The organism is Streptomyces sp. NPDC085900 (assembly GCF_044540925.1).
Taxonomy (GTDB): Bacteria; Actinomycetota; Actinomycetes; order Streptomycetales; family Streptomycetaceae; genus Streptomyces; species Streptomyces gilvifuscus.
The window spans coordinates 81,441-104,182 of record NZ_JBITSP010000018.1 but is presented as its reverse complement, the minus strand read 5'-3'; the positions used below and the strand labels follow the sequence as shown (position 1 = coordinate 104,182).

21 protein-coding genes are annotated in these 22,742 nt (G+C 70.6%); 11 read left to right on the top strand and 10 right to left on the bottom strand.

Annotation, left to right across the window (positions count from 1 at the left end):
• The first annotated feature begins 42 nt into the window (after window positions 1-42).
• A complete protein-coding gene (locus tag ACIGDI_RS40690) occupies window positions 43-927 on the top strand; it encodes a hypothetical protein (protein WP_399907533.1) in 885 nt (294 codons plus the stop codon).
• Window positions 928-1,676: 749 nt separating this feature from the next.
• On the opposite strand, the gene ACIGDI_RS40685 is transcribed toward ACIGDI_RS40690, so the two are convergent.
• Window positions 1,677-3,365, bottom strand: coding sequence for a hypothetical protein (locus tag ACIGDI_RS40685; RefSeq protein WP_399907531.1), 1,689 nt, complete (start codon window positions 3,363-3,365; stop codon window positions 1,677-1,679).
• Window positions 3,366-3,585: 220 nt separating this feature from the next.
• On the opposite strand from ACIGDI_RS40685, the gene radA reads away from it, so the two are divergent.
• The gene (gene radA, locus ACIGDI_RS40680) at window positions 3,586-4,995 is read left to right on the top strand and encodes a DNA repair protein RadA (RefSeq protein ID WP_058923983.1); all 1,410 of its coding nucleotides are present in this window, start codon (window positions 3,586-3,588) and stop codon (window positions 4,993-4,995) included.
• A gap of 80 nt (window positions 4,996-5,075) precedes the next feature.
• Window positions 5,076-6,200, top strand: coding sequence for a DNA integrity scanning diadenylate cyclase DisA (disA, locus tag ACIGDI_RS40675; RefSeq protein WP_399907529.1), 1,125 nt, complete (start codon window positions 5,076-5,078; stop codon window positions 6,198-6,200).
• 12 nt (window positions 6,201-6,212) lie between these two features.
• Here disA and ACIGDI_RS40670 read toward each other — a convergent pair whose 3' ends face one another.
• Complete coding sequence (locus ACIGDI_RS40670; protein ID WP_399907527.1) at window positions 6,213-7,049, bottom strand: hypothetical protein; 837 nt, start codon at window positions 7,047-7,049, stop codon at window positions 6,213-6,215.
• A 328-nt stretch (window positions 7,050-7,377) separates the two neighbouring features.
• Between ACIGDI_RS40670 and ACIGDI_RS40665 the strand changes: the two genes are divergently transcribed.
• From ACIGDI_RS40665 to cseC, 5 genes are all read left to right on the top strand, one after another.
• Window positions 7,378-8,343: an A/G-specific adenine glycosylase gene (locus ACIGDI_RS40665; protein WP_399907525.1), complete on the top strand. Its 966-nt coding sequence runs from the start codon at window positions 7,378-7,380 to the stop codon at window positions 8,341-8,343.
• Window positions 8,344-8,569: 226 nt separating this feature from the next.
• Complete coding sequence (locus ACIGDI_RS40660) at window positions 8,570-9,109, top strand: SigE family RNA polymerase sigma factor (protein WP_142154274.1); 540 nt, start codon at window positions 8,570-8,572, stop codon at window positions 9,107-9,109.
• Entirely contained in the window at window positions 9,097-9,750 is a 654-nt protein-coding gene (locus ACIGDI_RS40655) for a hypothetical protein (protein ID WP_200704721.1), read from the top strand. The genes ACIGDI_RS40660 and ACIGDI_RS40655 overlap by 13 nt, the downstream gene beginning before the upstream one ends.
• Window positions 9,751-9,860: 110 nt before the next feature.
• Entirely contained in the window at window positions 9,861-10,565 is a 705-nt protein-coding gene (gene cseB, locus ACIGDI_RS40650) for a two-component system response regulator CseB (RefSeq protein ID WP_399907523.1), read from the top strand.
• Between the two features lie 17 nt (window positions 10,566-10,582).
• On the top strand, window positions 10,583-11,920 hold the full coding sequence (gene cseC / locus ACIGDI_RS40645; protein ID WP_390630006.1) for a two-component system sensor histidine kinase CseC: 1,338 nt from the start codon (window positions 10,583-10,585) through the stop codon (window positions 11,918-11,920).
• A gap of 18 nt (window positions 11,921-11,938) precedes the next feature.
• On the opposite strand, the gene ACIGDI_RS40640 is transcribed toward cseC, so the two are convergent.
• The 4 genes from ACIGDI_RS40640 to ACIGDI_RS40625 form a co-directional block, all read right to left on the bottom strand.
• Complete coding sequence (locus tag ACIGDI_RS40640) at window positions 11,939-12,793, bottom strand: class I SAM-dependent methyltransferase (RefSeq protein ID WP_399907521.1); 855 nt, start codon at window positions 12,791-12,793, stop codon at window positions 11,939-11,941.
• The gene (locus tag ACIGDI_RS40635; protein WP_399907519.1) at window positions 12,790-13,224 is read right to left on the bottom strand and encodes a VOC family protein; all 435 of its coding nucleotides are present in this window, start codon (window positions 13,222-13,224) and stop codon (window positions 12,790-12,792) included. Before ACIGDI_RS40635 ends, ACIGDI_RS40640 begins: the two co-directional genes overlap by 4 nt.
• A 57-nt stretch (window positions 13,225-13,281) precedes the next feature.
• Window positions 13,282-13,701 carry a helix-turn-helix transcriptional regulator gene (locus ACIGDI_RS40630; protein WP_390630004.1) on the bottom strand — a complete coding sequence of 140 codons (420 nt, stop codon included), beginning with the start codon at window positions 13,699-13,701 and terminating at the stop codon, window positions 13,282-13,284.
• 229 nt (window positions 13,702-13,930) lie between these two features.
• Window positions 13,931-15,508 carry an MDR family MFS transporter gene (locus ACIGDI_RS40625; RefSeq protein ID WP_399907516.1) on the bottom strand — a complete coding sequence of 526 codons (1,578 nt, stop codon included), beginning with the start codon at window positions 15,506-15,508 and terminating at the stop codon, window positions 13,931-13,933.
• Window positions 15,509-15,676: 168 nt separating this feature from the next.
• Between ACIGDI_RS40625 and ACIGDI_RS40620 the strand changes: the two genes are divergently transcribed.
• On the top strand, window positions 15,677-16,276 hold the full coding sequence (locus tag ACIGDI_RS40620; protein ID WP_200704716.1) for a TetR/AcrR family transcriptional regulator: 600 nt from the start codon (window positions 15,677-15,679) through the stop codon (window positions 16,274-16,276).
• A gap of 4 nt (window positions 16,277-16,280) precedes the next feature.
• On the opposite strand, the gene ACIGDI_RS40615 is transcribed toward ACIGDI_RS40620, so the two are convergent.
• Window positions 16,281-17,021, bottom strand: coding sequence for a M23 family metallopeptidase (locus tag ACIGDI_RS40615; RefSeq protein ID WP_399907514.1), 741 nt, complete (start codon window positions 17,019-17,021; stop codon window positions 16,281-16,283).
• 361 nt (window positions 17,022-17,382) lie between these two features.
• On the opposite strand from ACIGDI_RS40615, the gene ACIGDI_RS40610 reads away from it, so the two are divergent.
• Window positions 17,383-17,982, top strand: coding sequence for an HAD family acid phosphatase (locus ACIGDI_RS40610; protein ID WP_399907512.1), 600 nt, complete (start codon window positions 17,383-17,385; stop codon window positions 17,980-17,982).
• A 74-nt stretch (window positions 17,983-18,056) separates the two neighbouring features.
• Here the strand turns inward: ACIGDI_RS40610 and ACIGDI_RS40605 are convergent, their stop codons facing one another.
• Entirely contained in the window at window positions 18,057-20,582 is a 2,526-nt protein-coding gene (locus ACIGDI_RS40605) for an ATP-dependent Clp protease ATP-binding subunit (RefSeq protein ID WP_200704713.1), read from the bottom strand.
• Window positions 20,583-21,012: 430 nt separating this feature from the next.
• Between ACIGDI_RS40605 and ACIGDI_RS40600 the strand changes: the two genes are divergently transcribed.
• Window positions 21,013-21,636, top strand: a complete 624-nt coding sequence (locus ACIGDI_RS40600; RefSeq protein WP_399907509.1) for an SCO3374 family protein — start codon at window positions 21,013-21,015, stop codon at window positions 21,634-21,636.
• On the opposite strand, the gene ACIGDI_RS40595 is transcribed toward ACIGDI_RS40600, so the two are convergent.
• Together ACIGDI_RS40595 and ACIGDI_RS40590 are read right to left on the bottom strand one after the other, a co-directional pair.
• A complete protein-coding gene (locus tag ACIGDI_RS40595; RefSeq protein WP_200704711.1) occupies window positions 21,615-21,950 on the bottom strand; it encodes an Lsr2 family protein in 336 nt (111 codons plus the stop codon). The genes ACIGDI_RS40600 and ACIGDI_RS40595 overlap by 22 nt on opposite strands.
• A 232-nt stretch (window positions 21,951-22,182) precedes the next feature.
• A complete protein-coding gene (locus ACIGDI_RS40590) occupies window positions 22,183-22,734 on the bottom strand; it encodes an amino-acid N-acetyltransferase (RefSeq protein ID WP_142154248.1) in 552 nt (183 codons plus the stop codon).
• Window positions 22,735-22,742 lie beyond the last annotated feature (8 nt).

The following is a 22,742-nucleotide window of genomic DNA, read 5'->3' as shown; positions in this document are numbered from 1 at the left end:
ACTCCGTCCTCGGTGGGGTCGCGAGAGCCGTAGGCTGGTCCTGTGCCAAAGACGAAAAAGGCAAAGGACGACAAGTCGGCGGTGGCAGCCACGGCCGCCGAGGGTCCTTTGCGGGCGAAGTCACAGAAGCCGTCGAAGACTCCGAAGCAGGTGAGGATGTCGAAGAAGGCCCGGGAGGCCGACGAGAAGGGCCTCGACTTCGCGCGCGCGTGGGTGGAGTTCCCTGATCCGGCGGACGACGAACAGGTCTTCCGGTGCGATCTGACATGGCTGACCTCTCGTTGGAACTGCATCTTCGGCAGCGGCTGCCAGGGCATCCAGGCGGGCCGCGCCGACGACGGCTGCTGCACGCTGGGCGCCCACTTCTCCGACGAGGACGACGAGAAGCGCGTCGCCGAGCACGTGGCGAGGCTCACGCCGGACATCTGGCAGCACCACGCCGAGGGCACGGAGCGCGGCTGGGTCTCCGAGGACGAGGACGGCGACCGCCAGACCCGTCCGTACCAGGGCTCCTGCATCTTCCAGAACAGGCCCGGGTTCGCGGGCGGCGCGGGCTGCTCGCTGCACATCCTGGCGCTGCGGGAGGGCCGCGAGCCGCTGGAGACCAAGCCGGACGTCTGCTGGCAGCTTCCGGTCCGGCGCACCTACGACTGGATCGACCGCCCCGACGACACCCGGGTCCTGCAGGTCTCCATCGGTGAGTACGACCGCCGGGGCTGGGGTCCGGGCGGCCACGACCTGCACTGGTGGTGCACGTCGGCGACCTCGGCGCACGGCGCGGGCGAGCCCGTGTACGTGTCCTACCGGGCGGAGCTGACCGAGCTGATGGGCAAGGCCGGCTACGACCGTCTCGTGGAACTGTGCGAACAGCGACTGGCGTCGCAGCTGCCCCTGCTGGCCCCACACCCCGCCGACCCGACGGTCTGAGGGGCCTGAGCGGCGGAGGGGGGCGACCGCGGGGGGCGGGGCGGGTGACGGCGACGGTGATGGCGACGGCTGCATGATCCGCCGGCGGCGGGCGGCGAGGGCGAGGGCTGCATGATCCGCCGGGCGGCGGTCGGCGCGCGTGACGGCTGCGGGATCCGCCGGGCGGCGGGCGCTGGAGATGCCGACACCGGCTCGACCCGCCGGGCGACCGGCACAGGCGACGGCGGCACCGGCCCGATCCGCGCCCCACGGCCTGCGGGCGACAGCGACACCGGCCCCATCCGCCGGACCGTCGGCACAGGCGACGCCGACACCGGCCCGATCCGCGCCCCACGGCCTGCGGGCGACAGCGACACCGGCCCGATCCGCCGGACTGTCGGCACAGGCGACGCCGACACCGGCCCGATCCGCGCCCCGCGGCCTGCGGGCGACAGCGACACCGGCCCGATCCGCCGGACTGTCGGCACAGGCGACGGCGGCACCGGCCCGATCCGCGCCCCACGGCCTGCGGGCGACAGCGACACCGGCCCCATCTGCCGGACTGTCGGCACAGGCGATGCCGACACCGGCCCGATCCGCCGGACTGTCGGCACAGGCGACGGCGGCACCGGCCCGATCCGCCGGGCGACCGGCACAAGCAGCACCGCCCCTAAGCGCCGGACAGCCTGCACGGGCGACGTCCGCGTGGTCCGCCGGATTGCCCTGGGCGGCGACGGCGTAGGGACGTTCCGCCGGGTGGCCACCGCGGGCTACGACGTGGACGGGCTCGGGGTGCCGCTGTCTCCCGGCGGTGGTGTCGAGCCGCCCGGGTCGGAGGGGGCGGAGTCGGTGGGTGTGGGGTCGGGGGACGAGGGCGGGTCGGTCGGGCTCGAGGGCGCCGAACCGGTCGGGTCCGGGTCGGACGGGGGCGGCGGGTCGGCGGGGGCGGTGGGGCCGGGGCCGGACGGGTCCGAGGGGCTGGGCGCGGTGCCGTAGCCGTCGATGGTGACGACGGCGCCGGCCGGTGCGATCGCCACCCGCGCGCTCCAGTGGCCGGAAGGCTCGCGCAGATGGTCGACGTACACCTTGATCGTGAACGTCTCGCCCGGTGCGAGGGTTCCCGACGACTTGCTGAAGTAGAGCCAGGAGGCACCGGTGGTCGCGGACCAGCTGACCGGTGCGGAACCGGTCGCGGTGAGGGTGACGAGGGTGGTGTCGCCGCTGTGGCCGGCCGACACCCGCAGATGGCCCGCGCCCTTCCCGCCGGCACCGGCGACGCCGATGACCTCGACGGAGACGTCCGTCCTGGCGCCCTTGCCGAAGCGGCTGTCGGGCTTGGCGCTGGCGTTCCCGGCGTTCTCGTAGCCGCCGGCCGCCTCGCCGTCGAGGGTGTCGGCGCCGTGCGCCTCGCTGGCGCTGGCGGAACGGCCGTCCGTGCCCTCCCCAGCCGGGTCGGCCCGGTAGGCGGCCCACAGCGCCAGCACCGGGGCCGCCACGACGGTGGCCACGACCGTCGTCGTCACGGCACGCGCGCGCAGCCGGTCGCGGCGGGCGGCCCGGTCCTTGGGGTCCATGGGGAAGCCGCGCCGGTCGAACCGGGGCAGAGTGGCGCCACGCGTGCGTGCGTGATGCGCCAGCGCGACGTGCAGGGCCGCGCGGGGCGCCTCCAGCACCGGCAGCTCGGCCGGGGTGACCATCGCGCCGGGCCACCGCCCCGGGATCGCGCGCTCGGCGGCGCGCCGGCAGAGCGGGCAGTCGTCGACGTGCCGGACGAGCTCCTTGCGCACCGCCGAGCTGAGCACCAGCTGGTGGTCGCCGGCGAGCCGGGCCACGGCCGGGCAGCCGCCGGTCTCCACGACGGCGAGGGCCGCGCGCGTGCGCTCCACCTCGCAGGCGGCGGAGGCGAGCAGTTCACGGGCGGCCGCGAGGTCCAGTCCGAGGACGGCGGCGACCTCGTGGGCGGCGAGGTGGTGGCGCACGGCGAGTTCGAGGGCCTCTCGCTGCTCCGGGGTGGTGCCGGCCGCCTCCGGCCAGGCGAGCTGGGCGAGTTGGCCCCGGCGCCGCTCCTGGACCTCCTCGGAGACGGGTGGTCCCGGGGGCGCCTTCTCGCCGCCGTGTCGGCCCGCCGCGTGCGTGCCCTGACGTTTCTGCTTGGCCTCGGCGAGCTTGCGCAGGCACGCCCAGCGGGCCAGGGCGTACAGCCAGGCGCGATGGTCACCGGCCGCTTCCGGGCCGCGGCGCTTCTCGGCGAGCGCGAGGACGTCGCCGAGGGCCTCGGTGGCGCTGTCGTGGTCGCACAGGACGGACAGGCAGTAGGTGAACAGCCCGTCCAGATACGGCTCGTAGCGCGCGGGCGGTCGCTGCGCCAAGGTACGCGCGGCGGTGCGGTCACGCGCCTCTCGGCGCGCCCGGTGTGCGCCGGTGGTGCGGGTCGAGGTCTCCGGACTGCTGCTCATCATCCGTGGAAGGTAGGCGCCGGAGAGCAGGCCCTTCTGCCCACTTGAGCACATTTACTCCGTACGGGTGAAACGATCCCTCAATCGAGTACAGGAACCTTTCGTTCCATGGCCGGTTCGACGCTGAGTGGCCGATTCACGTGGGGCGCCTTCCGTGCTGCCGGGCGGTGCTCCGGGGACGCGCCCCCACGTGTTGTCAGTGCCGCCAGCTACGGTTCTCGACATGGCTGCCCGTACCAAGACCACCAAGGACCGGCCCTCCTACCGCTGCACCGAGTGCGGCTGGCAGACGGCCAAGTGGCTCGGTCGCTGCCCCGAGTGCCAGGCCTGGGGGACGATCGAGGAGTACGGCGCGCCCGCGGTCCGTACGACGGCGCCCGGCCGCGTCACCACCTCCGCCGTGCCCATCGGCCAGGTCGACGGCCGCCAGGCCACCGCCCGCTCGACCGGCGTGCCCGAGCTGGACCGCGTGCTCGGCGGCGGTCTGGTGCCCGGTGCCGTCGTCCTGCTCGCGGGCGAGCCCGGGGTGGGCAAGTCGACGCTCCTGCTGGACGTGGCGGCCAAGTCGGCGAGCGACGAGCACCGCACCCTCTACGTCACGGGCGAGGAGTCGGCGAGCCAGGTCCGGCTGCGCGCCGACCGCATCAAGGCGATCGACGACCACCTCTACCTCGCCGCCGAGACCGATCTGGCCGCCGTTCTCGGTCACTTGGACGCCGTCAAGCCGTCCCTCCTCATCCTCGACTCGGTGCAGACGGTCGCCTCTCCCGAGATCGACGGCGCCCCCGGCGGCATGGCGCAGGTCCGCGAGGTCGCGGGCGCCCTCATCCGCGCCTCGAAGGAGCGCGGCATGTCCACACTCCTCGTGGGCCATGTCACCAAGGACGGCGCGATCGCCGGCCCCCGCCTCCTGGAACACCTCGTGGACGTCGTCCTCTCCTTCGAGGGCGACCGCCACGCCCGCCTCCGCCTGGTCCGGGGCGTCAAGAACCGCTACGGCGCCACCGACGAGGTCGGCTGCTTCGAACTGCACGACGAGGGCATCACGGGCCTCGCCGACCCAAGCGGACTTTTCCTGACACGACGTGACGAACCGGTCCCCGGTACCTGCCTGACGGTGACCCTGGAGGGCCGCCGCCCCCTGGTGGCCGAAGTCCAGGCGCTCACGGTCGACTCCCAGATCCCCTCGCCCCGCCGCACCACCTCCGGTCTCGAGACGTCCCGCGTCTCGATGATGCTGGCCGTCCTGGAGCAGCGCGGCCGCATCAGCGCGCTCGGCAAGCGGGACATCTACTCGGCGACCGTCGGCGGCGTGAAGCTCTCCGAGCCCGCCGCCGACCTCGCCATCGCCCTCGCGCTGGCCTCCGCCGCCAGCGACACCCCGCTGCCGAAGAACCTGGTCGCGATCGGCGAGGTGGGGCTCGCGGGCGAGGTCAGACGGGTCACGGGCGTCCAGCGCCGGCTCTCCGAGGCGCACCGTCTGGGCTTCACGCACGCACTCGTTCCGGGCGATCCCGGCAAGATCCCTCCCGGCATGAAGGTCCTGGAAGTCGCCGACATAGGAGACGCTCTGCGGGTCCTTCCGCGCTCGCGTCGCCGAGAGGCCCCACGGGAGGAGGAGGACCGCCGGTAGACTTTGCCCAGGTCTCGCCCGTCCGTACGACCGAATGTGCGACACGGGGGCGCCCCAGAACCTGCGACCGGAGGAGTGCAGTGGCAGCCAACGACCGGGCAGCAGCTCCCGGAAAGTCCGGCGGGAGTTCCGGTGCCGATGGCCTGATGCGCGCCTCTCTGAGCGCCGTGGCACCCGGCACGGCGATGCGCGACGGGCTGGAGCGCGTGCTCCGCGGCAACACCGGCGGACTCATCGTGCTCGGCTTCGACAGGACCGTCGAAGCCATGTGCACGGGCGGTTTCGTCCTGGACGTCGAGTTCACGGCCACGCGTCTGCGCGAGCTGTGCAAGCTGGACGGCGGCATCGTGCTCTCCTCCGACCTGTCGAAGATCCTCAGGGCGGGCGTCCAGTTCGTCCCGGACGCGACGATCCCCACGGAGGAGACGGGCACCCGCCACCGCACCGCGGACCGCGTCTCCAAGCAGGTCGGCTTCCCGGTGGTCTCCGTGTCCCAGTCGATGCGTCTGATCGCCCTCTACGTGGACGGCCAGCGCCGTGTGCTGGAGGACTCGGCGGCGATCCTCTCCCGTGCCAACCAGGCCCTGGCGACCCTGGAGCGCTACAAGCTCCGTCTGGACGAGGTGGCCGGCACCCTCTCGGCTCTCGAGATCGAGGACCTCGTCACCGTGCGGGACGTCTCCGCGGTGGCGCAGCGTCTGGAGATGGTCCGCCGCATCGCCACCGAAATCGCCGAATACGTGGTCGAACTGGGCACCGACGGCCGTCTCCTCGCCCTCCAGCTGGACGAGTTGATCGCCGGCGTCGAGCCCGAGCGTGAGCTGGTGGTCCGCGACTACGTCCCCGAACCGACCGCCAAGCGCTCCCGCACCGTCGACGAGGCCCTCTACGAACTCGACGCCCTCACCCACGCCGAGCTCCTCGAACTCACCACGGTGGCGCGGGCGTTGGGCTACACGGGCTCCCCGGAGGCGCTGGACTCGGCGGTCTCCCCGCGCGGCTTCCGCCTCCTGGCCAAGGTCCCCCGTCTCCCCGGCGCGATCATCGACCGGCTGGTGGAGCACTTCGGCGGCCTGCAGAAGCTGCTCGCCGCGAGCGTGGACGACCTCCAGACGGTGGACGGCGTGGGCGAGGCCCGCGCCCGAAGCGTCCGCGAGGGCCTGTCCCGCCTGGCCGAGAGCTCGATCCTGGAACGCTACGTCTGACCGGGGTCTTCTCTAGTCGTTCTTGAGCACGAAGGACGTCTGCGTCTTCCCGTATCCCGACGCGGCCAGCTCCACCAGATAGGTCCCGGCCCCGGCCGAGCCCGCCGGAGGCGTCGCGCACTCCGGAGCGCTCGGCTTGCGGTCCCACTTCACCGTGTAGGTGATGCTGCTCCCGGCGGGCGCCCGGAACAGCAGGCTGCCCGCGGTCTTCGGGCAGTCCGCCGAGGACCAGTAGTCGTCGGCGCTGTCGGTCGACTTGGAGATCGTCAACACCGCGCTCTTGGGCCCGAGATCGACCTTGCAGTCGCCGCCGGAGGAGTTCTTCGCGGTCACCAGCAGCGTGACGGTGTCACCGGGACTGTAGGTGTTGTGCAGACTCCGCACACTCAACTTCACCGCACCGGCAGTGCAGTTGGGCAACGTGGACCCGGCCGGCACGGTGTCCCCCTGCCCGACCCCGCTCCCGGCACCGCCACCGCTCGCACCGCCGCTGCCGCCGGAGCCGCCGGAGCCGCCCGACGCCGCCCCCGACCCACCGCCGTCACCGGAGCCCGAACTCCCGCCGGAGCCCGTCCCCCCGGCATCCGAACCGGAACCCCCGCCACTCGACTCGTCGCGCCCGCCCGGGGCTTGACTGATCGCGGGCCCCGAACTGGACGGTCCCGCACTGATGGTGGGCGCGGGAGTCTTTCCGTTCGCCCCGTCGTCCTTCTTGCCGCCTCCGCCGCTCGAGGTCACGATCCACGTGATCAACAACGCCAACAGGACCAGCACGGACAGCAGTACGACCCTCCGGCGCCAGTAGATGGTGGAGGGAAGCGGCCCGACAGGATTGCGCAGAGATCCCACGGCGCAAACTGTACGAGAGATCGGCGCCTTCGCTTGCCGTACCCGCCGCCCGCACCGCAACTTTTCCGGATCATCATCCCGGAGACGACGACCAGGCGCACCCGCGCACGCACGGGAGCGCGTCGTGATGCTGCGGTGCGACCCGCCGCACACGCGCCCCGCACGCGTTCCACTTCTCCAGCGGGCGAACGCCCTGCAGGCGGCGGGCTCACGGCACCGCCACGCCACGCCCGCGGCGGGCGCGCCGCACCGCCACGCCCCGACCCACCACACGCCCCCGGCGCCACACCGGCCAAACCACCACACGCCATGGCAGGATCGGAAGGCCATGACTGCGCTCACGAACACCTCCGCGGCCACCGCCGAGCCCCCCACCCCCGAGACCGCCCCGCAGACCGCCACCCCGGAGACGGCCGTCGCCCCCACGGCGCTCCACTCCCCCGTCATCGACTGGTTCACCGAGAACGCCCGCGACCTCCCCTGGCGCCGCCCCGAGGCCGGCCCCTGGGGCGTGATGGTCAGCGAGTTCATGCTCCAGCAGACCCCGGTCAACCGCGTCCTGCCGGTCTACGAGCAGTGGCTGTCCCGCTGGCCGCGCCCCGCCGACCTCGCCGAGGAGCCCCCGGGCGAGGCCGTCCGCGCCTGGGGCCGCCTCGGCTACCCGCGCCGCGCCCTGCGGCTGCACGGCGCCGCGGTCGCCATAGCGGAACGCCACGGCGGCGACGTACCCACCGACCACGCCCAGCTCCTCGCCCTGCCCGGCATCGGCGAGTACACGGCCGCGGCGGTCGCCTCCTTCGCGTACGGCCAGCGCCACCCGGTCCTCGACACCAACGTCCGCCGGGTCTTCGCCCGGGCCGTCACCGGCGTCCAGTACCCGCCGAACGCCACCACCGCCGCCGAACGCAGGCTCGCCCGCACCCTGTTGCCCGAGGACGAGCACACCGCCTCGCGCTGGGCGGCGGCCTCCATGGAACTCGGCGCGCTCGTCTGCACCGCCAAGAACGAGTCCTGCCACCGCTGCCCCATCGCCGCGCAGTGCGCCTGGCGCCTGGCGGGCAAGCCCGAGCACGACGGCCCGCCGCGCCGCGGCCAGACCTACGCCGGCACCGACCGCCAAGTCCGCGGCAAGCTCCTCGCCGTACTCCGTGAAGCCCACGCGCCCGTCCCGCAGTCGGCGCTGGACCGGGTGTGGCACGAACCGGTGCAGCGGGCGCGCGCGCTGGACGGACTCGTCGCCGACGGACTCGTGGAGCCCCTTCCCGGTGGTTTGTATCGGCTGCCGTTGACGTAGACCGCCGAAACATCACGGCCGCCACAGAGCCGAATCACCCCAAACTGCCACCAACTGGTGTGCTGCTTTACCCCGTTCCTACGTCCGTTACACAACCGACGTACAGCCGATTGCCAGCCGAGGGCTGCCGCGCACAGCGCCGTGACAACGCGTCCGTAGCTTCATTCCCACGGAACAGACCGACGGCGAGGGGCCGACGGAAACGGGGATCAGGAGGCGGTTCGACATGGCGCAGGGCGAGGTGCTCGAGTTCGAGGAGTATGTCCGCACCCGGCAGGACGCGCTGCTGCGCAGCGCGCGCCGGCTGGTCCCGGACCCGACGGACGCCCAGGACCTCCTCCAGACGGCGCTGGTGCGGACGTACGGCCGCTGGGACGGCATCGCGGACAAGCGCCTCGCGGACGCCTACCTGCGCCGCGTGATGATCAACACGCGTACCGAGTGGTGGCGGGCGCGCAAGCTGGAGGAGGTCCCGACCGAGCAGCTGCCGGACGCGAGCGTCGACGACTCCACCGAGCAGCACGCCGACCGCGCGCTCCTTATGGACATCATGAAAGTTCTGGCACCGAAGCAGCGCAGCGTCGTGGTGCTGCGACACTGGGAGCAGATGTCCACGGAGGAGACGGCCGCCGCCCTCGGCATGTCGGCCGGCACGGTCAAGAGCACGCTGCACCGGGCGCTCGCCCGGCTCCGCGAGGAGCTGGAGAGCCGCGACCTGGACGCACGCGCGCTGGAGCATGAGGAGCGGGAGCGTTGCGCGGTCTGACCCCCGCCGGGCCCGAACCGGGCCGGGGGAAAGTGCAGGCGGCGTGTACGGCGGTGGCCGTGCTCGCCGCCGTCGGCCTTTTGGCGTCCGCCTGCGCGACCGGCGGCACCGGCGCCCGCGACGAGGGCCCGGCGCACGCGGATTCGGTCGCGGGCGTCGCCAGCACGCCCTCGTCCAGCCCCGCCCCGTCGAAGGCGGTCAAGCGGGTGGACGCGGTCAAGCTCGTCAAGGACGACCCCGCGGTCTCGGCGGAGGTCAAGCGCGAGCTGAAACCGTGCGTGGCCGACGAGTACCCGGTCGACGTGTCGTACGGGGAGCTGACCGGAGGACCGGCCGACGACGTCGTCGTCAATGTGCTGACCTGCGGGGACGCGGTGGGTGTGGGTTCGTACGTGTACCGCGAGCAGGGCGGCCGGTACGAGAATGTGTTCCAGGCCGAGGAACCCCCGGTGTATGCGGAGATCGACCGGGGCGACCTGGTGGTGACCAAGCAGGTGTACGAGAAGGGTGACCCGGTGTCGAGCCCGTCCGGCGAGATCGTCACGACGTACAGCTGGGCCTCGGGTCGCTTCACCGAGCGGTTCCACACGCGCAACGACTACAGCAACGCGGTCGGAGGCGGCGCGTCACCCTCGTCGTAGGGTCGGCCTCGCCACGAGGAAGAGTGAACCGATCGGCCCCCGCGGAACGATTCATCTGTAGCGGGCCGCACACCTCCACCACGACCGAGACAAGAACTGAGAGCACCGGGATGGCAGACCAGACCCACGTCCTGTTCGTCGAGGACGACGACGTCATCCGCGAGGCCACCCAGCTCGCCCTGGAGCGGGACGGCTTCGCGGTCACCGCGATGCCCGACGGCCTGTCGGGTCTGGAGGCGTTCCGCGCGAACCGGCCGGACATCGCGCTGCTCGACGTCATGGTGCCCGGCCTCGACGGGGTCAGCCTGTGCCGTCGTATCCGGGACGAGTCGACCGTGCCGGTGATCATGCTGTCGGCGCGCGCCGACTCGATCGACGTGGTCCTGGGCCTGGAGGCGGGCGCCGACGACTACGTGACCAAGCCGTTCGACGGCGCCGTGCTGGTCGCGCGGATCCGCGCGGTGCTGCGGCGCTTCGGTCACGCCGGCGGCGACGAGAAGCCCGACGACGGCGCCGACGGGATGTCCGGCGGAGTGCTGACCTTCGGCGAGCTGGAGATCGACACCGAGGGCATGGAGGTGCGCCGGGCCGGGCAGCCGGTGGCGCTCACCCCGACCGAGATGCGGCTGCTCCTGGAGTTCTCCTCGGCGCCGGGCACGGTCCTGTCGCGCGACAAGCTGCTGGAGCGCGTGTGGGACTACGGCTGGGGCGGGGACACGCGCGTGGTCGACGTCCATGTGCAGCGGCTGCGTACGAAGATCGGCCAGGACCGGATCGAGACGGTCCGCGGCTTCGGCTACAAGTTGAAGGCCTGAGCGGGGACGGCACGGACATGCGGGGGACCTTCCGGAGCCAGGGGAGACGCGAGGTGGGCGGTATCCGTACCGGCCTGCGCTGGAAGCTCAGCGCCGCCATCGCGCTGGTCGGCGCGCTGATCGCGATCACGCTGAGCCTGGTCGTGCACAACGCGGCCCGGGTGTCGATGCTGGACAACGCGCGCGACCTCGCCGACGAGCGGCTGCAGATCGCCCAGCGCAACTACGAACTGTCCGGCCGGCTGAACTTCCCCAACCTCCAGCGGGACGACCCCGATCTGCCGAGGGCGCTGCGGGAGAAGGTCGACGAGGGCCGGCGGGCGACGTACGTCACCGAGCGGCACAACGGCGTGCCGGACATCTGGGCCGCCGTCCCCGTCAAGGACGGCCATGTGCTGTCCCTGCACACCGGGTTCACCGACCGCAGCACGGACATCCTCAAGGACCTCGACCAGGCGCTGGTCATCGGGTCCATCGCGGTCGTCCTCGGCGGCAGCGCGCTCGGCGTGCTCATCGGCGGCCAGCTGTCGCGCCGGCTGCGCAAGGCGGCGGCCGCGGCGAACCAGGTCGCCAAGGGCGAGACGGACGTGCGTGTGCGGGCCGCGATCGGGGGTGTGGTCCGGGACGAGACCGACGACCTGGCCAGCGCCGTGGACGCCATGGCGGACGCCCTGCAGCAGCGCCTGGAGGCCGAGCGCCGGGTCACGGCGGACATCGCGCACGAACTGCGTACCCCGGTGACGGGTCTGCTGACGGCGGCCGAGCTGCTGCCGCCCGGCCGCCCCACCGAGCTGGTCCTGGACCGCGCCAAGGCCATGCGCACCCTCGTCGAGGACGTCCTGGAGGTGGCCCGCCTGGACGGGGCCTCCGAGCGGGCCGAGCTGCAGGACATCCTGCTGGGTGAGTTCGTCACCCGGCGGGTGGCGGCCAAGGACCCGCACATCGAGGTGCGGGTGGTGCACGAGTCGATGGTCACGACCGACCCGCGCCGCCTGGAGCGCGTCCTGTTCAACCTGCTCGCCAACGCCGCCCGGCACGGCAAGCCGCCGATCCAGGTCACCGTCGAGGGACGGGTGATCCGCGTCCGCGACCACGGGCCCGGCTTCCCCGCCGACCTGCTGGCCGACGGCCCGAGCCGCTTCCGCACCGGCAGCAGCGACCGGTCGGGCCACGGGCACGGTCTCGGCCTGACGATCGCGGCCGGCCAGGCGCGGGTCCTGGGCGCCCGCCTGACCTTCCGCAACGTCCGCCCGGCCGGGTCCCCGGACCACGTGCCGGCCGAGGGCGCGGTGGCGGTGCTGTGGCTCCCGGAGCACGCGCCGACCAACACGGGCAGCTACCCGGTGCTGCCGTAGCCGCTGCCGTGGCCGCCGTCAGACGGTGGCGACGAGCAGCTCCTCCCCGCGCGAGGGCCGCAGGCCGTCCGTGCGGTCGGCGAAGTACCGCTTCTCCAGGTCCGCCGCCGACACATGGCGGGTCTCGTGGAAGCCCGCCTCGCGGGCCAGGGCGAGGATCCGTGCGGGCCGGTAGAAGCTGAGGAAGGGGGTGCCCGCCGCGCGGGCGCCCGCCATCGCCACCCGCAGCTGCGCCTGCTGCTCCGGCTCCACGTCCTCGACGGGCCGCAGGAAGGTCGTGACGAACGCCGACCCCGGGGCCAGCCCGGCGACCAGCCGGAAGGTGGCCGTGACCGCGTCCTCGCTGAGGTACATCGTGACCCCCGCGGAGGCCACGACCGCGGGCCGTGCGGGATCGAGTCCCGCCTCGGTCAGCCGTCCCCACCAGTCGCCCTCGAAGTCGACGGGCACGAACCGCAGCCATTCCGGGACGTCCAGGCCGAGGCCGGCCAGCCGTCGCCGCTTCCAGGCCTGCGGGCCCGGCAGGTCGACCTCGAAGACCCGCAGACCCAGCCGCACGGCGTCCGCCGCCCGCCGCTGGGCGAACGTGTCCAGCCCGGCACCGAGGACGACGTACTGATCCACCCCGTGCTCCGCCAGCTCCTCGAGCAGGTCCTCGACGAACCGGGCGCGCGCGACGATGGAGGCCCGGGTGCGGCGCGTGGCGTCGACGTCCATGTCGGGCCGCTCCCCCCACCCCTCGCCCGGGTCCGCGATCCGCAGCCCGAGCTCGTCCTCGATGACGTGCGGCGGCGCGTCGGCCCGCAGGTGCAGGGCCCGCCACAGGGCGACCCGTACGGCGGTGTGCTCGGGCGCGGGCTCCTCGGCGCTCACCCGAAGTCCTTGGAGAAGTCCAGCTCCTCGCTGCGCTGGGTCAGCGAGTACCAGTTGCCGTTGTCGTCGCGGAAGATCGCCTCGATGCCGTACGGCCGCTCCTGCGGGGCCTGCAGGAACTCCACACCACGGGCCCTGAAGGTCTCGTAGTCGCCGCGGCAGTCGTCGGTACGGAACGCGCCGGCCCCCAGCACCCCCTTGCTGACGAGCTTCTTCAGCGCCGCGGCGGACTCGGGGTCGAGTCCGGGCCCGTCGAGGCTCATCAGGGTGAGTTCGAGGTCGGGCTGGTCCTTCGCCGCGACCGTGACCCACTTCATCTCGCCCATTTCGACCTCGCTGCGGACCTCGAAGTCCAGTTTCTCGGTGAAGAAGGCCTTGGTGCGCTGCTGGTCGAAGGTCCATACCGTGCTGATGCCGAGACCGAGGATCATGGCTGTGCTCCCTGTTCGGTGCCGTCGTCCTGTCCGTCACCGTAGGCAGGGCGGGGTTCAGGGCGCTTCTTCGGAGTTGCTCTCCCTGCGCGGGAACCCGCCGGCCCACAGCATCGCGTAGCAGCCGGGTATGAGCGCGGCTCCCCGGCCGACGTGCTCGGTGCGGTACTCGCTCGGTGTCAGGCCGGTGCGGGTCTTGAAGCGGGCCGAGAACGTCCCGAGGCTGCTGAAGCCGACGAGGTGGCAGATCTCGGTGACGCTCAGGTCCGCGCTGCGCAGCATCTCCTCGGCGCGCTCGATCCGGCGGTGCGTCAGGTACTGCCGGGGCGTCTCGCCGTAGGCCTCCTTGAAGGTCCGCAGGAAGTGGAAGCGGGAGTACCCGGCGTGCGCGGCGACGGCGTCGAGGTCCAGCCCGGGATCGGCCCAGTCCCGGTCCATGGCGTCCTTGGCCAGCCTCAGCTGCCGCATCCTGTCCATACCGTGATGGTGGCACGCGGCACTGACAACGGCCCGTGGCGGCGGTGGATACGGCGATGGCGGCACCTGCGTGCGGTGGCCGCGGCGATGGCGGCCCGTGTCTGGGGTGGACGCGGCGAAGACGGTTCGTGTCTGCGGACGACACAGCGAATCCGCCCCCGCCCGGCCGCGGACATGACGAAGGCCCCCGGGGCGGACACCTGCCGGGGGCCTTCGGGTCACTGCGGGATCAGACGGCCTCGACGACCGTCGGCTGCACCGGCGCGTCCTCCGTCGAACCCTCGCTCTTCGGTCCGGTGCCGCGCAGCGCGACCTCCTTGACGAAGACCGCGGCGATCAGGGCGACGATGGCCACCACCGAGCCGAGCAGGAACGCCGAGTGGACACCCGCGGACACCGCGTGCTGGTACGCCTCGCGCGCCACCGCCGGCAGCTTGGCCAGGCTCTTGGCGTCCAGCGACGCCGACTTCTCGGTGATCTTCGAGCCCAGTGCTCCGGCCCGCTCGGCCATCACGTGCTGGACGCGGTTGTTGAACAGGGCGCCCATGATCGCGACGCCGAAGGAGGAGCCGAGCGTACGGAACAGGGTGGTCGAGGAGGACGCGACGCCCATGTCCTTCATCTCGACGCTGTTCTGCGCGACCAGCATGGTGATCTGCATCAGGCAGCCCATGCCCAGACCGACGACCGCCATGAACACGCCGGAGGTGAACCGCGTGGTGCCGGTGTCCATGGTGGACAGCAGGTACAGCCCGACGATCATCAGGACGCTGCCGACGACCGGGAACAGCTTGTAGCGTCCGGTGTTCGTGGTCACCCGGCCGGCGACCATCGAGGTCACGAGCATCGCGCCCAGCATCGGCAGCAGCAGCAGACCGGAGTTGGTCGCGGACGCGCCCTGCACGGACTGCTGGTACAGCGGCAGGTACAGCGTGGCGCCGAACATCACGAAGCCCGTGATGAAGCCGATGATCGACATCAGGGTGAAGTTGCGGCTGCGGAAGATGTGCAGCGGCACGACCGGCTCGGCGGCCTTGGTCTGCCAGAACACGAACCCGATCAGCGCAGCCACGCCGATGCCGATCAGCTCCATGATCCGCGCGGAGGTCCAGGCGTACTGCGAACCGCCCCAGGTGGTGACCAGCACGATCGAGGTGATGCCGACGGTCAGCAGGATCACGCCGAGGTAGTCGATGCCGGCCTTGGCCCGCTTCTTCGGCAGGTGCAGCACCGCGCTGATCAGGCCGAGGGAGACCACGCCGAGCGGCAGGTTGATGTAGAACGCCCAGCGCCAGCCCCAGTTGTCGGTGATGGTGCCGCCGACCAGCGGTCCGCCGATCATCGCGATGGCCATGACGCCGGCCATCATGCCCTGGTACTTGCCCCGCTCCCGGGGCGGGATCAGATCACCGATGATCGCCATGACGCCGACCATCAGACCACCGGCGCCGAGGCCCTGTACGGCGCGGAATCCGATCAGCTGGCCCATGTCCTGGGCCATGCCGCTGAGCGCCGAGCCGATCAGGAAGATCACGATCGAGGTCATGAACGTGGTCTTGCGGCCGAACATGTCGCCGAGCTTGCCCCAGACCGGGGTGGCCGCCGCGGTGGCCAGCGTGTACGCCGTCACCACCCACGACAGGTGCTCGAGGCCACCGAGCTCGCCCACGATCGTCGGCATCGCGGTGCCCACGATCATGTTGTCCAGCATCGCGAGCATCATGGTGATCATGAGCGCGAGCAGGACGACGCGCACGCTCTTCGGCTGTTTGTCCGGCTCGGTCTCTACCGTCTGTGTGTCCGCCATCGCTCCCACTCCCCTGCGGTCCTGCACACTTCCTCCCGGTCGGCCACTTACTTGCCGACCGGCTAGTTGACTACACTGAGGAAAAGTAGACCCGTAACTAGCCGGGCGTCAAGTAAGTTTTCTAGTCGGGCGACAAGTAAGTTCGCAGGGGGCGTGAGGAGCGCGACAATGGGCGGCACGATGGACGGCACCAAGCGGCAGCGCCGCGGAAACACTCGCCAGCGCATCCAGGACGTGGCGCTCGAACTCTTCGCGGATCAGGGCTACGAGAAGACCTCGCTGCGCGAGATCGCCGAGAGCCTGGACGTCACCAAGGCGGCGCTCTACTACCACTTCAAGACGAAGGAAGAGATCCTCGTCAGCATCTTCGAGGATCTGTCCCAGCCGATCGAGGAACTGATCGAGTGGGGGAAGCTCCAGCCGCACACGCTGGAGACCAAGCAGGAGATCATCCGCCGCTACAACGAGGCCCTGGCCGAGGCCCTCCCGCTCTTCCGCTTCATGCAGGAGAACCAGGCGACGGTGAAGGAACTGCGCATCGGCGAGATGTTCCGCAACCGCATGATGGGCATGCGCGACATCCTCATCGACCCGGACGCCGCGCTCGTCGACCAGGTCCGCTGCATCAGCGCGGTGTTCGCGATGCACGCCGGGATGTTCGCCCTCAACGACCTGCCGGGCACCGACGAGGAGAAGCGCGAGGCGGTCCTGGAGGTGGCGACTGCCCTGGTGGTACAGGCCCACCAGGGCACGCACGCCGCGGACTGACGGCTCAGACGCCCAGGCCCTTGGAGCGCAGGAAGGCCACCGGGTCGATCGCCGACCCGTAGTTGGGGGTCTTGCGGATCTCGAAGTGCAGGTGCGGTCCGCTGGAGTTGCCGGTGTTGCCGGACAGGGCGATGTGCTGGCCGGTCCGGACGACCTGACCGACCCTGACGTCGATCCGCGAGAGGTGGGCGTACTGCGAGTACGTGCCGTTGCCGTGCCGGATGACGATGGCGTTGCCGTACGCCGGGCCGTCACCGGCGCCGTTCGAACCCGCCTTGACCACGGTGCCGCCGTGCGCGGCGACGACCTCGGTGCCGCTGGCCACGGCGAAGTCCTGACCGCTGTGGGTGGACTGCCACATGCCGCCGGCCTGGGCGAACTTCGCGGAGAGCGTGTACTTCCGGACCGGGTGGACCCAGGAGACGGCCTTCTTCGCGGCAGCCTTGGCAGCCGCCTTCTTCTTCGCGGCGGCCTTCTTGGCGGCCGCCTTCTTCACGCTCGCCGCCTTCGCCTTCGCGGCCGCGGCGGCCTTGGCGGCCTTGGCCTGGGCAGCCGCCTGCGCCTCGACGGCGCTCGCCACGCCGGAGACGGAGACGGAGGCGGAGTTGGTCGCCGAGGTGGTGTCGGCGGCGACCGCGACCCCGGCACCCAGCACGGCCGACACGCCGAAGCCGGCGGCCAGGACGGCCGCACGGGTGCGCAGGGCGGACGTACGGGAAGAACGGGACGTGACACGCGGGGACATCGAGACCTCAGGGGGTGGGGGGCAGAGAAAAGCCACCCGGTGCGCAAGCAGCCGCCGGATGGGCAGATCCTTGGTAACCCGAGCCCACATCAATCCCAAAATGGGACATCTACGACGCACTCTAGTAATTGAACGCGAAACTTGATGTTCTGCGACGAAAAAGGCCCTGCCGCAGCACTATCGGTCGTAGTACCGGCCTGATCGCCTGTGCGGCATGTCACCGGCCCCGAAAACTTCGATCGGCCCCATGTGACGTACATCTCTGGCCACTTACCCGTCGGTAACCCTACGGTTCCCCTCGCGCCACCCTTGCCCTCGAACATGCACAGGACAACGACATACGGACGCGAGAGGACCCCCCATGAAGAGCCGACGCCCCTGGGCTCGCCGCACAGCCGTCATCACCGTCTCCGCCTCGGCCCTGGTGGCGCTGGCCGCCCCCGCGAACGCCGCGACGAGCACCGCAAGCGTCGACTACGCCACCTGGCAGAAGGACTGCCAGGGCGTGATGGACCAGGCCCTCCCGTACATCAAGGAGCGCATCGCCGCCGCCGGGGCCGGTGAGAAGCAGGCGATCGTCTTCGACATCGACAACACCACCCTGGAGACCGACTTCGGCTTCAGCTGGCCGCAGCCGGCCAACAAGCCCGTCCTGAACGTCGCCCAGTACGCCCAGCAGCACGGCGTCTCCCTGTTCTTCGTCACCGCCCGCCCCGGCATCATCTACCTGCCCACCGAGTACAACCTCGAGCACGACGGCTACCAGGTGTCCGGCCTCTACGTCCGCGGCCTCATCGACCTCTTCAAGGACGTCGCCGCCTACAAGACCGCCCAGCGCGTCGACATCGAGAACAAGGGCTACGACATCATCGCCAACATCGGCAACAGCGCGACCGACCTCTCGGGCGGCCACGCCGACAAGACCTTCAAGCTCCCGGACTACGACGGTCAGCTGTCCTGACCTCACCGCTCCGCGGGCATGCGGAAGGGGCCGGTGCCCGAAAGCACCGGCCCCTTCTGGCGTCGCCGTGAGGCTTACGCGTCCTTGCTCAGGTTCGGACCCGCTCCGCCGGCCGCCTGCTCGATCGGCGGGACGTCCGGCAGGGCCGACTTCTCCTCGCCGCGGAAGGTGAAGGTCTTGGTCTCGCCCTCGCCCTCCGTGTCGACGACCACGATGTGGCCGGGCCGCAGCTCGCCGAAGAGGATCTTCTCCGAGAGGGTGTCCTCGATCTCGCGCTGGATGGTCCGGCGCAGCGGCCGGGCGCCCAGCACGGGGTCGTAACCCTTCTGCGAGAGCAGCTCCTTGGCGGACTGGGAGAGCTCGATGCCCATGTCCCGGTCCTTGAGGCGCTCGTCCACCTTGCTGATCATCAGGTCGACGATCGCGAGGATGTCGGTCTGGGTCAGCTGCGGGAAGACGACCACGTCGTCGACGCGGTTGAGGAACTCGGGGCGGAAGTGCTGCTTGAGCTCGTCCGACACCTTGTTCTTCATGCGCTCGTAGTTGGTCTTCGTGTCACCCGAGGCCGCGAAGCCCAGGTTGAAGCCCTTGGAGATGTCCCGGGTGCCGAGGTTGGTCGTCATGATGATGACCGTGTTCTTGAAGTCCACGACCCGGCCCTGGGAGTCGGTCAGGCGACCGTCCTCCAGGATCTGCAGCAGCGAGTTGAAGATGTCCGGGTGGGCCTTCTCGACCTCGTCGAACAGGACGACGGAGAACGGCTTGCGGCGGACCTTCTCGGTCAGCTGTCCGCCCTCTTCGTAGCCCACGTAGCCGGGGGGCGAACCGAAGAGACGCGAGACCGTGTGCTTCTCGCTGAACTCCGACATGTCGAGGGAGATCAGCGCGTCCTCGTCACCGAAGAGGAACTCCGCGAGGGCCTTGGACAGCTCGGTCTTACCGACACCGGACGGGCCGGCGAAGATGAACGAGCCACCGGGGCGCTTGGGGTCCTTCAGACCGGCACGCGTACGGCGGATCGCCTTCGACAGCGCCTTGACGGCGTCGACCTGGCCGATGACCCGCTTGTGGAGCTCGTCCTCCATGCGCAGCAGACGCGAGGACTCCTCCTCGGTCAGCTTGAAGACGGGGATGCCGGTGGCGGTCGCGAGGACCTCGGCGATCAGCTCGCCGTCGACCTCGGCGACGACGTCCATGTCGCCGGCCTTCCACTCCTTCTCCCGCTTGGCCTTGGCGGCCAGGAGCTGCTTCTCCTTGTCGCGCAGGGAGGCGGCCTTCTCGAAGTCCTGCGAGTCGATCGCGGACTCCTTGTCGCGGCGCACGCCCGCGATCTTCTCGTCGAACTCACGCAGGTCCGGCGGAGCCGTCATCCGGCGGATGCGCATCCGGGAACCGGCCTCGTCGATCAGGTCGATCGCCTTGTCCGGCAGGAAGCGGTCCGAGATGTAGCGGTCGGCCAGGGTGGCCGCCTGGACCAGCGCCTCGTCCGTGATGGAGACCCGGTGGTGGGCCTCGTACCGGTCGCGCAGACCCTTGAGGATCTCGATCGTGTGCGGCAGGGACGGCTCCGCGACCTGGATGGGCTGGAAGCGGCGCTCCAGTGCCGCGTCCTTCTCCAGGTGCTTGCGGTACTCGTCCAGCGTGGTCGCACCGATGGTCTGCAGCTCACCGCGCGCCAGCATCGGCTTCAGGATCGAAGCGGCGTCGATGGCGCCCTCGGCGGCACCCGCACCGACCAGCGTGTGCAGCTCGTCGATGAACAGGATGATGTCGCCGCGGGTGCGGATCTCCTTGAGCACCTTCTTCAGGCGCTCCTCGAAGTCACCGCGGTAGCGGGAGCCGGCGACCAGCGCGCCGAGGTCGAGGGTGTAGAGGTGCTTGTCCTTGAGGGTCTCGGGCACCTCGCCCTTGACGATGGCCTGGGCGAGGCCCTCGACGACGGCGGTCTTGCCGACGCCGGGCTCACCGATCAGCACCGGGTTGTTCTTGGTACGGCGGGACAGCACCTGCATGACCCGCTCGATCTCCTTCTCGCGCCCGATGACCGGGTCGAGCTTGGACTCACGAGCGGCCTGGGTGAGGTTCCGGCCGAACTGGTCGAGGACCAGGGACGTCGAGGGCGTGCCCTCGGCAGGCCCGCCGGCGGTGGCGGTCTCCTTGCCCTGGTAACCGGAGAGCAGCTGGATCACCTGCTGCCGCACCCGGTTGAGGTCTGCGCCCAGCTTGACCAGGACCTGGGCGGCGACGCCCTCGCCCTCACGGATCAGGCCGAGCAGGATGTGCTCCGTGCCGATGTAGTTGTGGCCCAGCTGAAGGGCCTCGCGGAGCGACAGCTCCAGGACCTTCTTGGCACGGGGGGTGAAGGGGATGTGCCCGGACGGGGCCTGCTGGCCCTGGCCGATGATCTCCTCCACCTGCTGGCGGACCGCCTCGAGCGAAATCCCGAGGCTCTCAAGGGCCTTGGCGGCGACACCCTCACCCTCGTGGATCAGGCCCAGGAGGATGTGCTCGGTGCCGATGTAGTTGTGGTTGAGCATCCGGGCTTCTTCCTGAGCCAGGACGACAACCCGCCGCGCGCGGTCGGTGAACCTCTCGAACATCGTTAATCGCTCCTCAGAGCGGTCAGGCAGTGGGGGGAACTTCCCCTCCCTGTCCTTCCGCAGCTTAGTCCCGCAAGCGGGGACCGCTCATTCCAACTGCCGACACCGTCGATGGCCTCCTGACCCCGAACGCCGACATCTGCTCCAACCCGATGGTGCGAGACGATGTTCCCGCAGGCCAGGCAGTTACCCCACTCGCCAGTACGCCGATGGCGAACGTGAGACCACCTTGCCTGCGTGTCGCCCCCTCCCACTAGGGATGTCTTACCCGCTGGGACTGACACTCCATGCCGCGCGCCCCCCATCCCTCCGCTATGGGCGAACAACCTTGCGCCTCCCCGCACCCCCGCACGCCCCCTTTTCCGAAACTCTGCGCATTCGCAAGAACACCCAGCGTAACTCGACGGCACTTCTCACGGTTGCAATTGGCATGGTTGGCAGCGACCCCCCGGTCATCACGGATCTCACGGTCCCACTCCCCCGCCGGCCTCTCGAGGCGGGCTCGCGAATCCGCGACTGGTACGAGAACGAATTGGAGTGGCCGACGGTGCCCGCGCGACCGGGTACTCCACTGCGGCTTTCCGTGGGCGAGCGCTTCGACGTCCTGGACGTGCCGGCGGAAGCGGGCCGGGCGGGTCTGCGCCATCTCGCGCCGTACTCTCCGGTGGCCCTCCAGGGCGAGCGGATGCGGCTGCTGGTGGCGCCGGGCAGCGCGGAGGAGCTGCCGGGGCTGCTGGACTGGCTGGAGTGGGGAGGTCTGGTGCCCGATCTGATGGCGATCGGCGAGGGCGGCGTCATGGACGCGCCGTCACCGCCGGACCGCGGGAACACCCTGCAGGGGGCCGCCGTATGGCTGCGGCCCCCCGAACCGGGGCGCGCGGTCGAGGCCTCGCTGCCGACGCTGTCGGCCGCGGGGGACGTCGGTGGCGCCCCCGATCTCGTACGTCTCGTGGGCACGGTGGCAGCGCACTGCCACCGGTTGTGGCTGCGGCGCGCGTGCGCCCAGCCTTCGGCCATTGCCGCGGCCAGTGATCAGGCGTTGGCCTTCTCGTAGGCCTCGCGGATGGACGCGGGAACACGGCCGCGGTCGTTGACCTCGTAACCGTTCTCCTTCGCCCATGCCCGGATCTGCGCGGTGTCCTGGCTGCCACCGGAAGCGGCACGCGTCTTTCCGCGCCCACCCGAAGCACGGCCTCCGGTACGACGACCGCCCTTCACGTAAGGGTCGAGAAGGCCGCGGAGCTTGTCCGCATTCGCGGTCGTGAGATCGATCTCGTACGTCTTGCCGTCCAACGCGAACGTAACGGTCTCGTCCGCCTCGCCGCCGTCGAGGTCGTCGACAAGAAGGACCTGAACCTTCTGTGCCACCGGATTTCCTTTCATCGATAACTTGAGGGCCTGGGGTCTGCGGCGTCCGCCGTTTCACCGTCCCCTGTTATATGCAGTACTGCAGTACGTCGGAAAGCAAACCGCTTTTCCGGGAAAAACACAAACCCCTCGACAGCGGGACTGCCGGTCAGGCACAGTCAGGGAAGATGCGCGTTTCGGACATAGGGAACGTGGGCAAGGTGAGCGGCCGAATACTTCCGGTGATCGGTGATCACAGATGCAGAAGCATCCGGCTGTTGCCCAAGGTGTTCGGTTTCACCCGTTCGAGACCGAGGAACTCCGCGACGCCCTCGTCATAGGAACGCAGCAGCTCCGCGTAGACATCCGTGTCCACGGGCGTCTCACCGATCTCGACGAAGCCGTGCTTGGCGAAGAAGTCGACTTCGAAGGTGAGGCAGAAAACGCGGCGAACACCCAGCCAGCGCGCTGTGTGCAGCAACTTCTCCAGCAACTGGTGTCCGACACCGGCGCCCTTCAGGCCCGGCTTCACCGCGAGAGTACGAACTTCCGCGAGGTCTTCCCACATGACGTGCAGGGCACCGCAGCCGACGACCTCCGCGTTGTCGTCTCGTTCGGCGACCCAGAACTCCTGGATGTCCTCGTAAAGCGTGACCGTCGCTTTGTCGAGCAGGATGCGGCCACGCACGTACGTGTCGAGGAGACGACGCACGGCCGTGACATCGCCGGTACGTGCCCGGCGGACGGTGATGGCTTTAGCGCTGACTTCAGGACCTTCGAGACCTTCGGGGCTCTCTGCTGACATGAGCGGAC

What these genes read in the sequence shown, in the direction of transcription:
- cseC (WP_390630006.1), top strand. Translation starts at nt 10,583, where the DNA reads ATGCGGGGGACCTTCCGGAGCCAGGGGAGACGCGAGGTGGGCGGTATC.
- ACIGDI_RS40615 (WP_399907514.1), bottom strand. Translation starts at nt 17,021, where the DNA reads ATGTCCCCGCGTGTCACGTCCCGTTCTTCCCGTACGTCCGCCCTGCGC.
- ACIGDI_RS40630 (WP_390630004.1), bottom strand. Translation starts at nt 13,701, where the DNA reads ATGGACAGGATGCGGCAGCTGAGGCTGGCCAAGGACGCCATGGACCGG.
- ACIGDI_RS40625 (WP_399907516.1), bottom strand. Translation starts at nt 15,508, where the DNA reads ATGGCGGACACACAGACGGTAGAGACCGAGCCGGACAAACAGCCGAAG.
- ACIGDI_RS40685 (WP_399907531.1), bottom strand. Translation starts at nt 3,365, where the DNA reads ATGATGAGCAGCAGTCCGGAGACCTCGACCCGCACCACCGGCGCACAC.
- ACIGDI_RS40590 (WP_142154248.1), bottom strand. Translation starts at nt 22,734, where the DNA reads ATGTCAGCAGAGAGCCCCGAAGGTCTCGAAGGTCCTGAAGTCAGCGCT.
- ACIGDI_RS40600 (WP_399907509.1), top strand. Translation starts at nt 21,013, where the DNA reads ATGGTTGGCAGCGACCCCCCGGTCATCACGGATCTCACGGTCCCACTC.
- ACIGDI_RS40605 (WP_200704713.1), bottom strand. Translation starts at nt 20,582, where the DNA reads ATGTTCGAGAGGTTCACCGACCGCGCGCGGCGGGTTGTCGTCCTGGCT.
- ACIGDI_RS40620 (WP_200704716.1), top strand. Translation starts at nt 15,677, where the DNA reads ATGGGCGGCACGATGGACGGCACCAAGCGGCAGCGCCGCGGAAACACT.
- cseB (WP_399907523.1), top strand. Translation starts at nt 9,861, where the DNA reads ATGGCAGACCAGACCCACGTCCTGTTCGTCGAGGACGACGACGTCATC.
- ACIGDI_RS40635 (WP_399907519.1), bottom strand. Translation starts at nt 13,224, where the DNA reads ATGATCCTCGGTCTCGGCATCAGCACGGTATGGACCTTCGACCAGCAG.
- radA (WP_058923983.1), top strand. Translation starts at nt 3,586, where the DNA reads ATGGCTGCCCGTACCAAGACCACCAAGGACCGGCCCTCCTACCGCTGC.
- ACIGDI_RS40660 (WP_142154274.1), top strand. Translation starts at nt 8,570, where the DNA reads ATGGCGCAGGGCGAGGTGCTCGAGTTCGAGGAGTATGTCCGCACCCGG.
- ACIGDI_RS40610 (WP_399907512.1), top strand. Translation starts at nt 17,383, where the DNA reads ATGAAGAGCCGACGCCCCTGGGCTCGCCGCACAGCCGTCATCACCGTC.
- ACIGDI_RS40665 (WP_399907525.1), top strand. Translation starts at nt 7,378, where the DNA reads ATGACTGCGCTCACGAACACCTCCGCGGCCACCGCCGAGCCCCCCACC.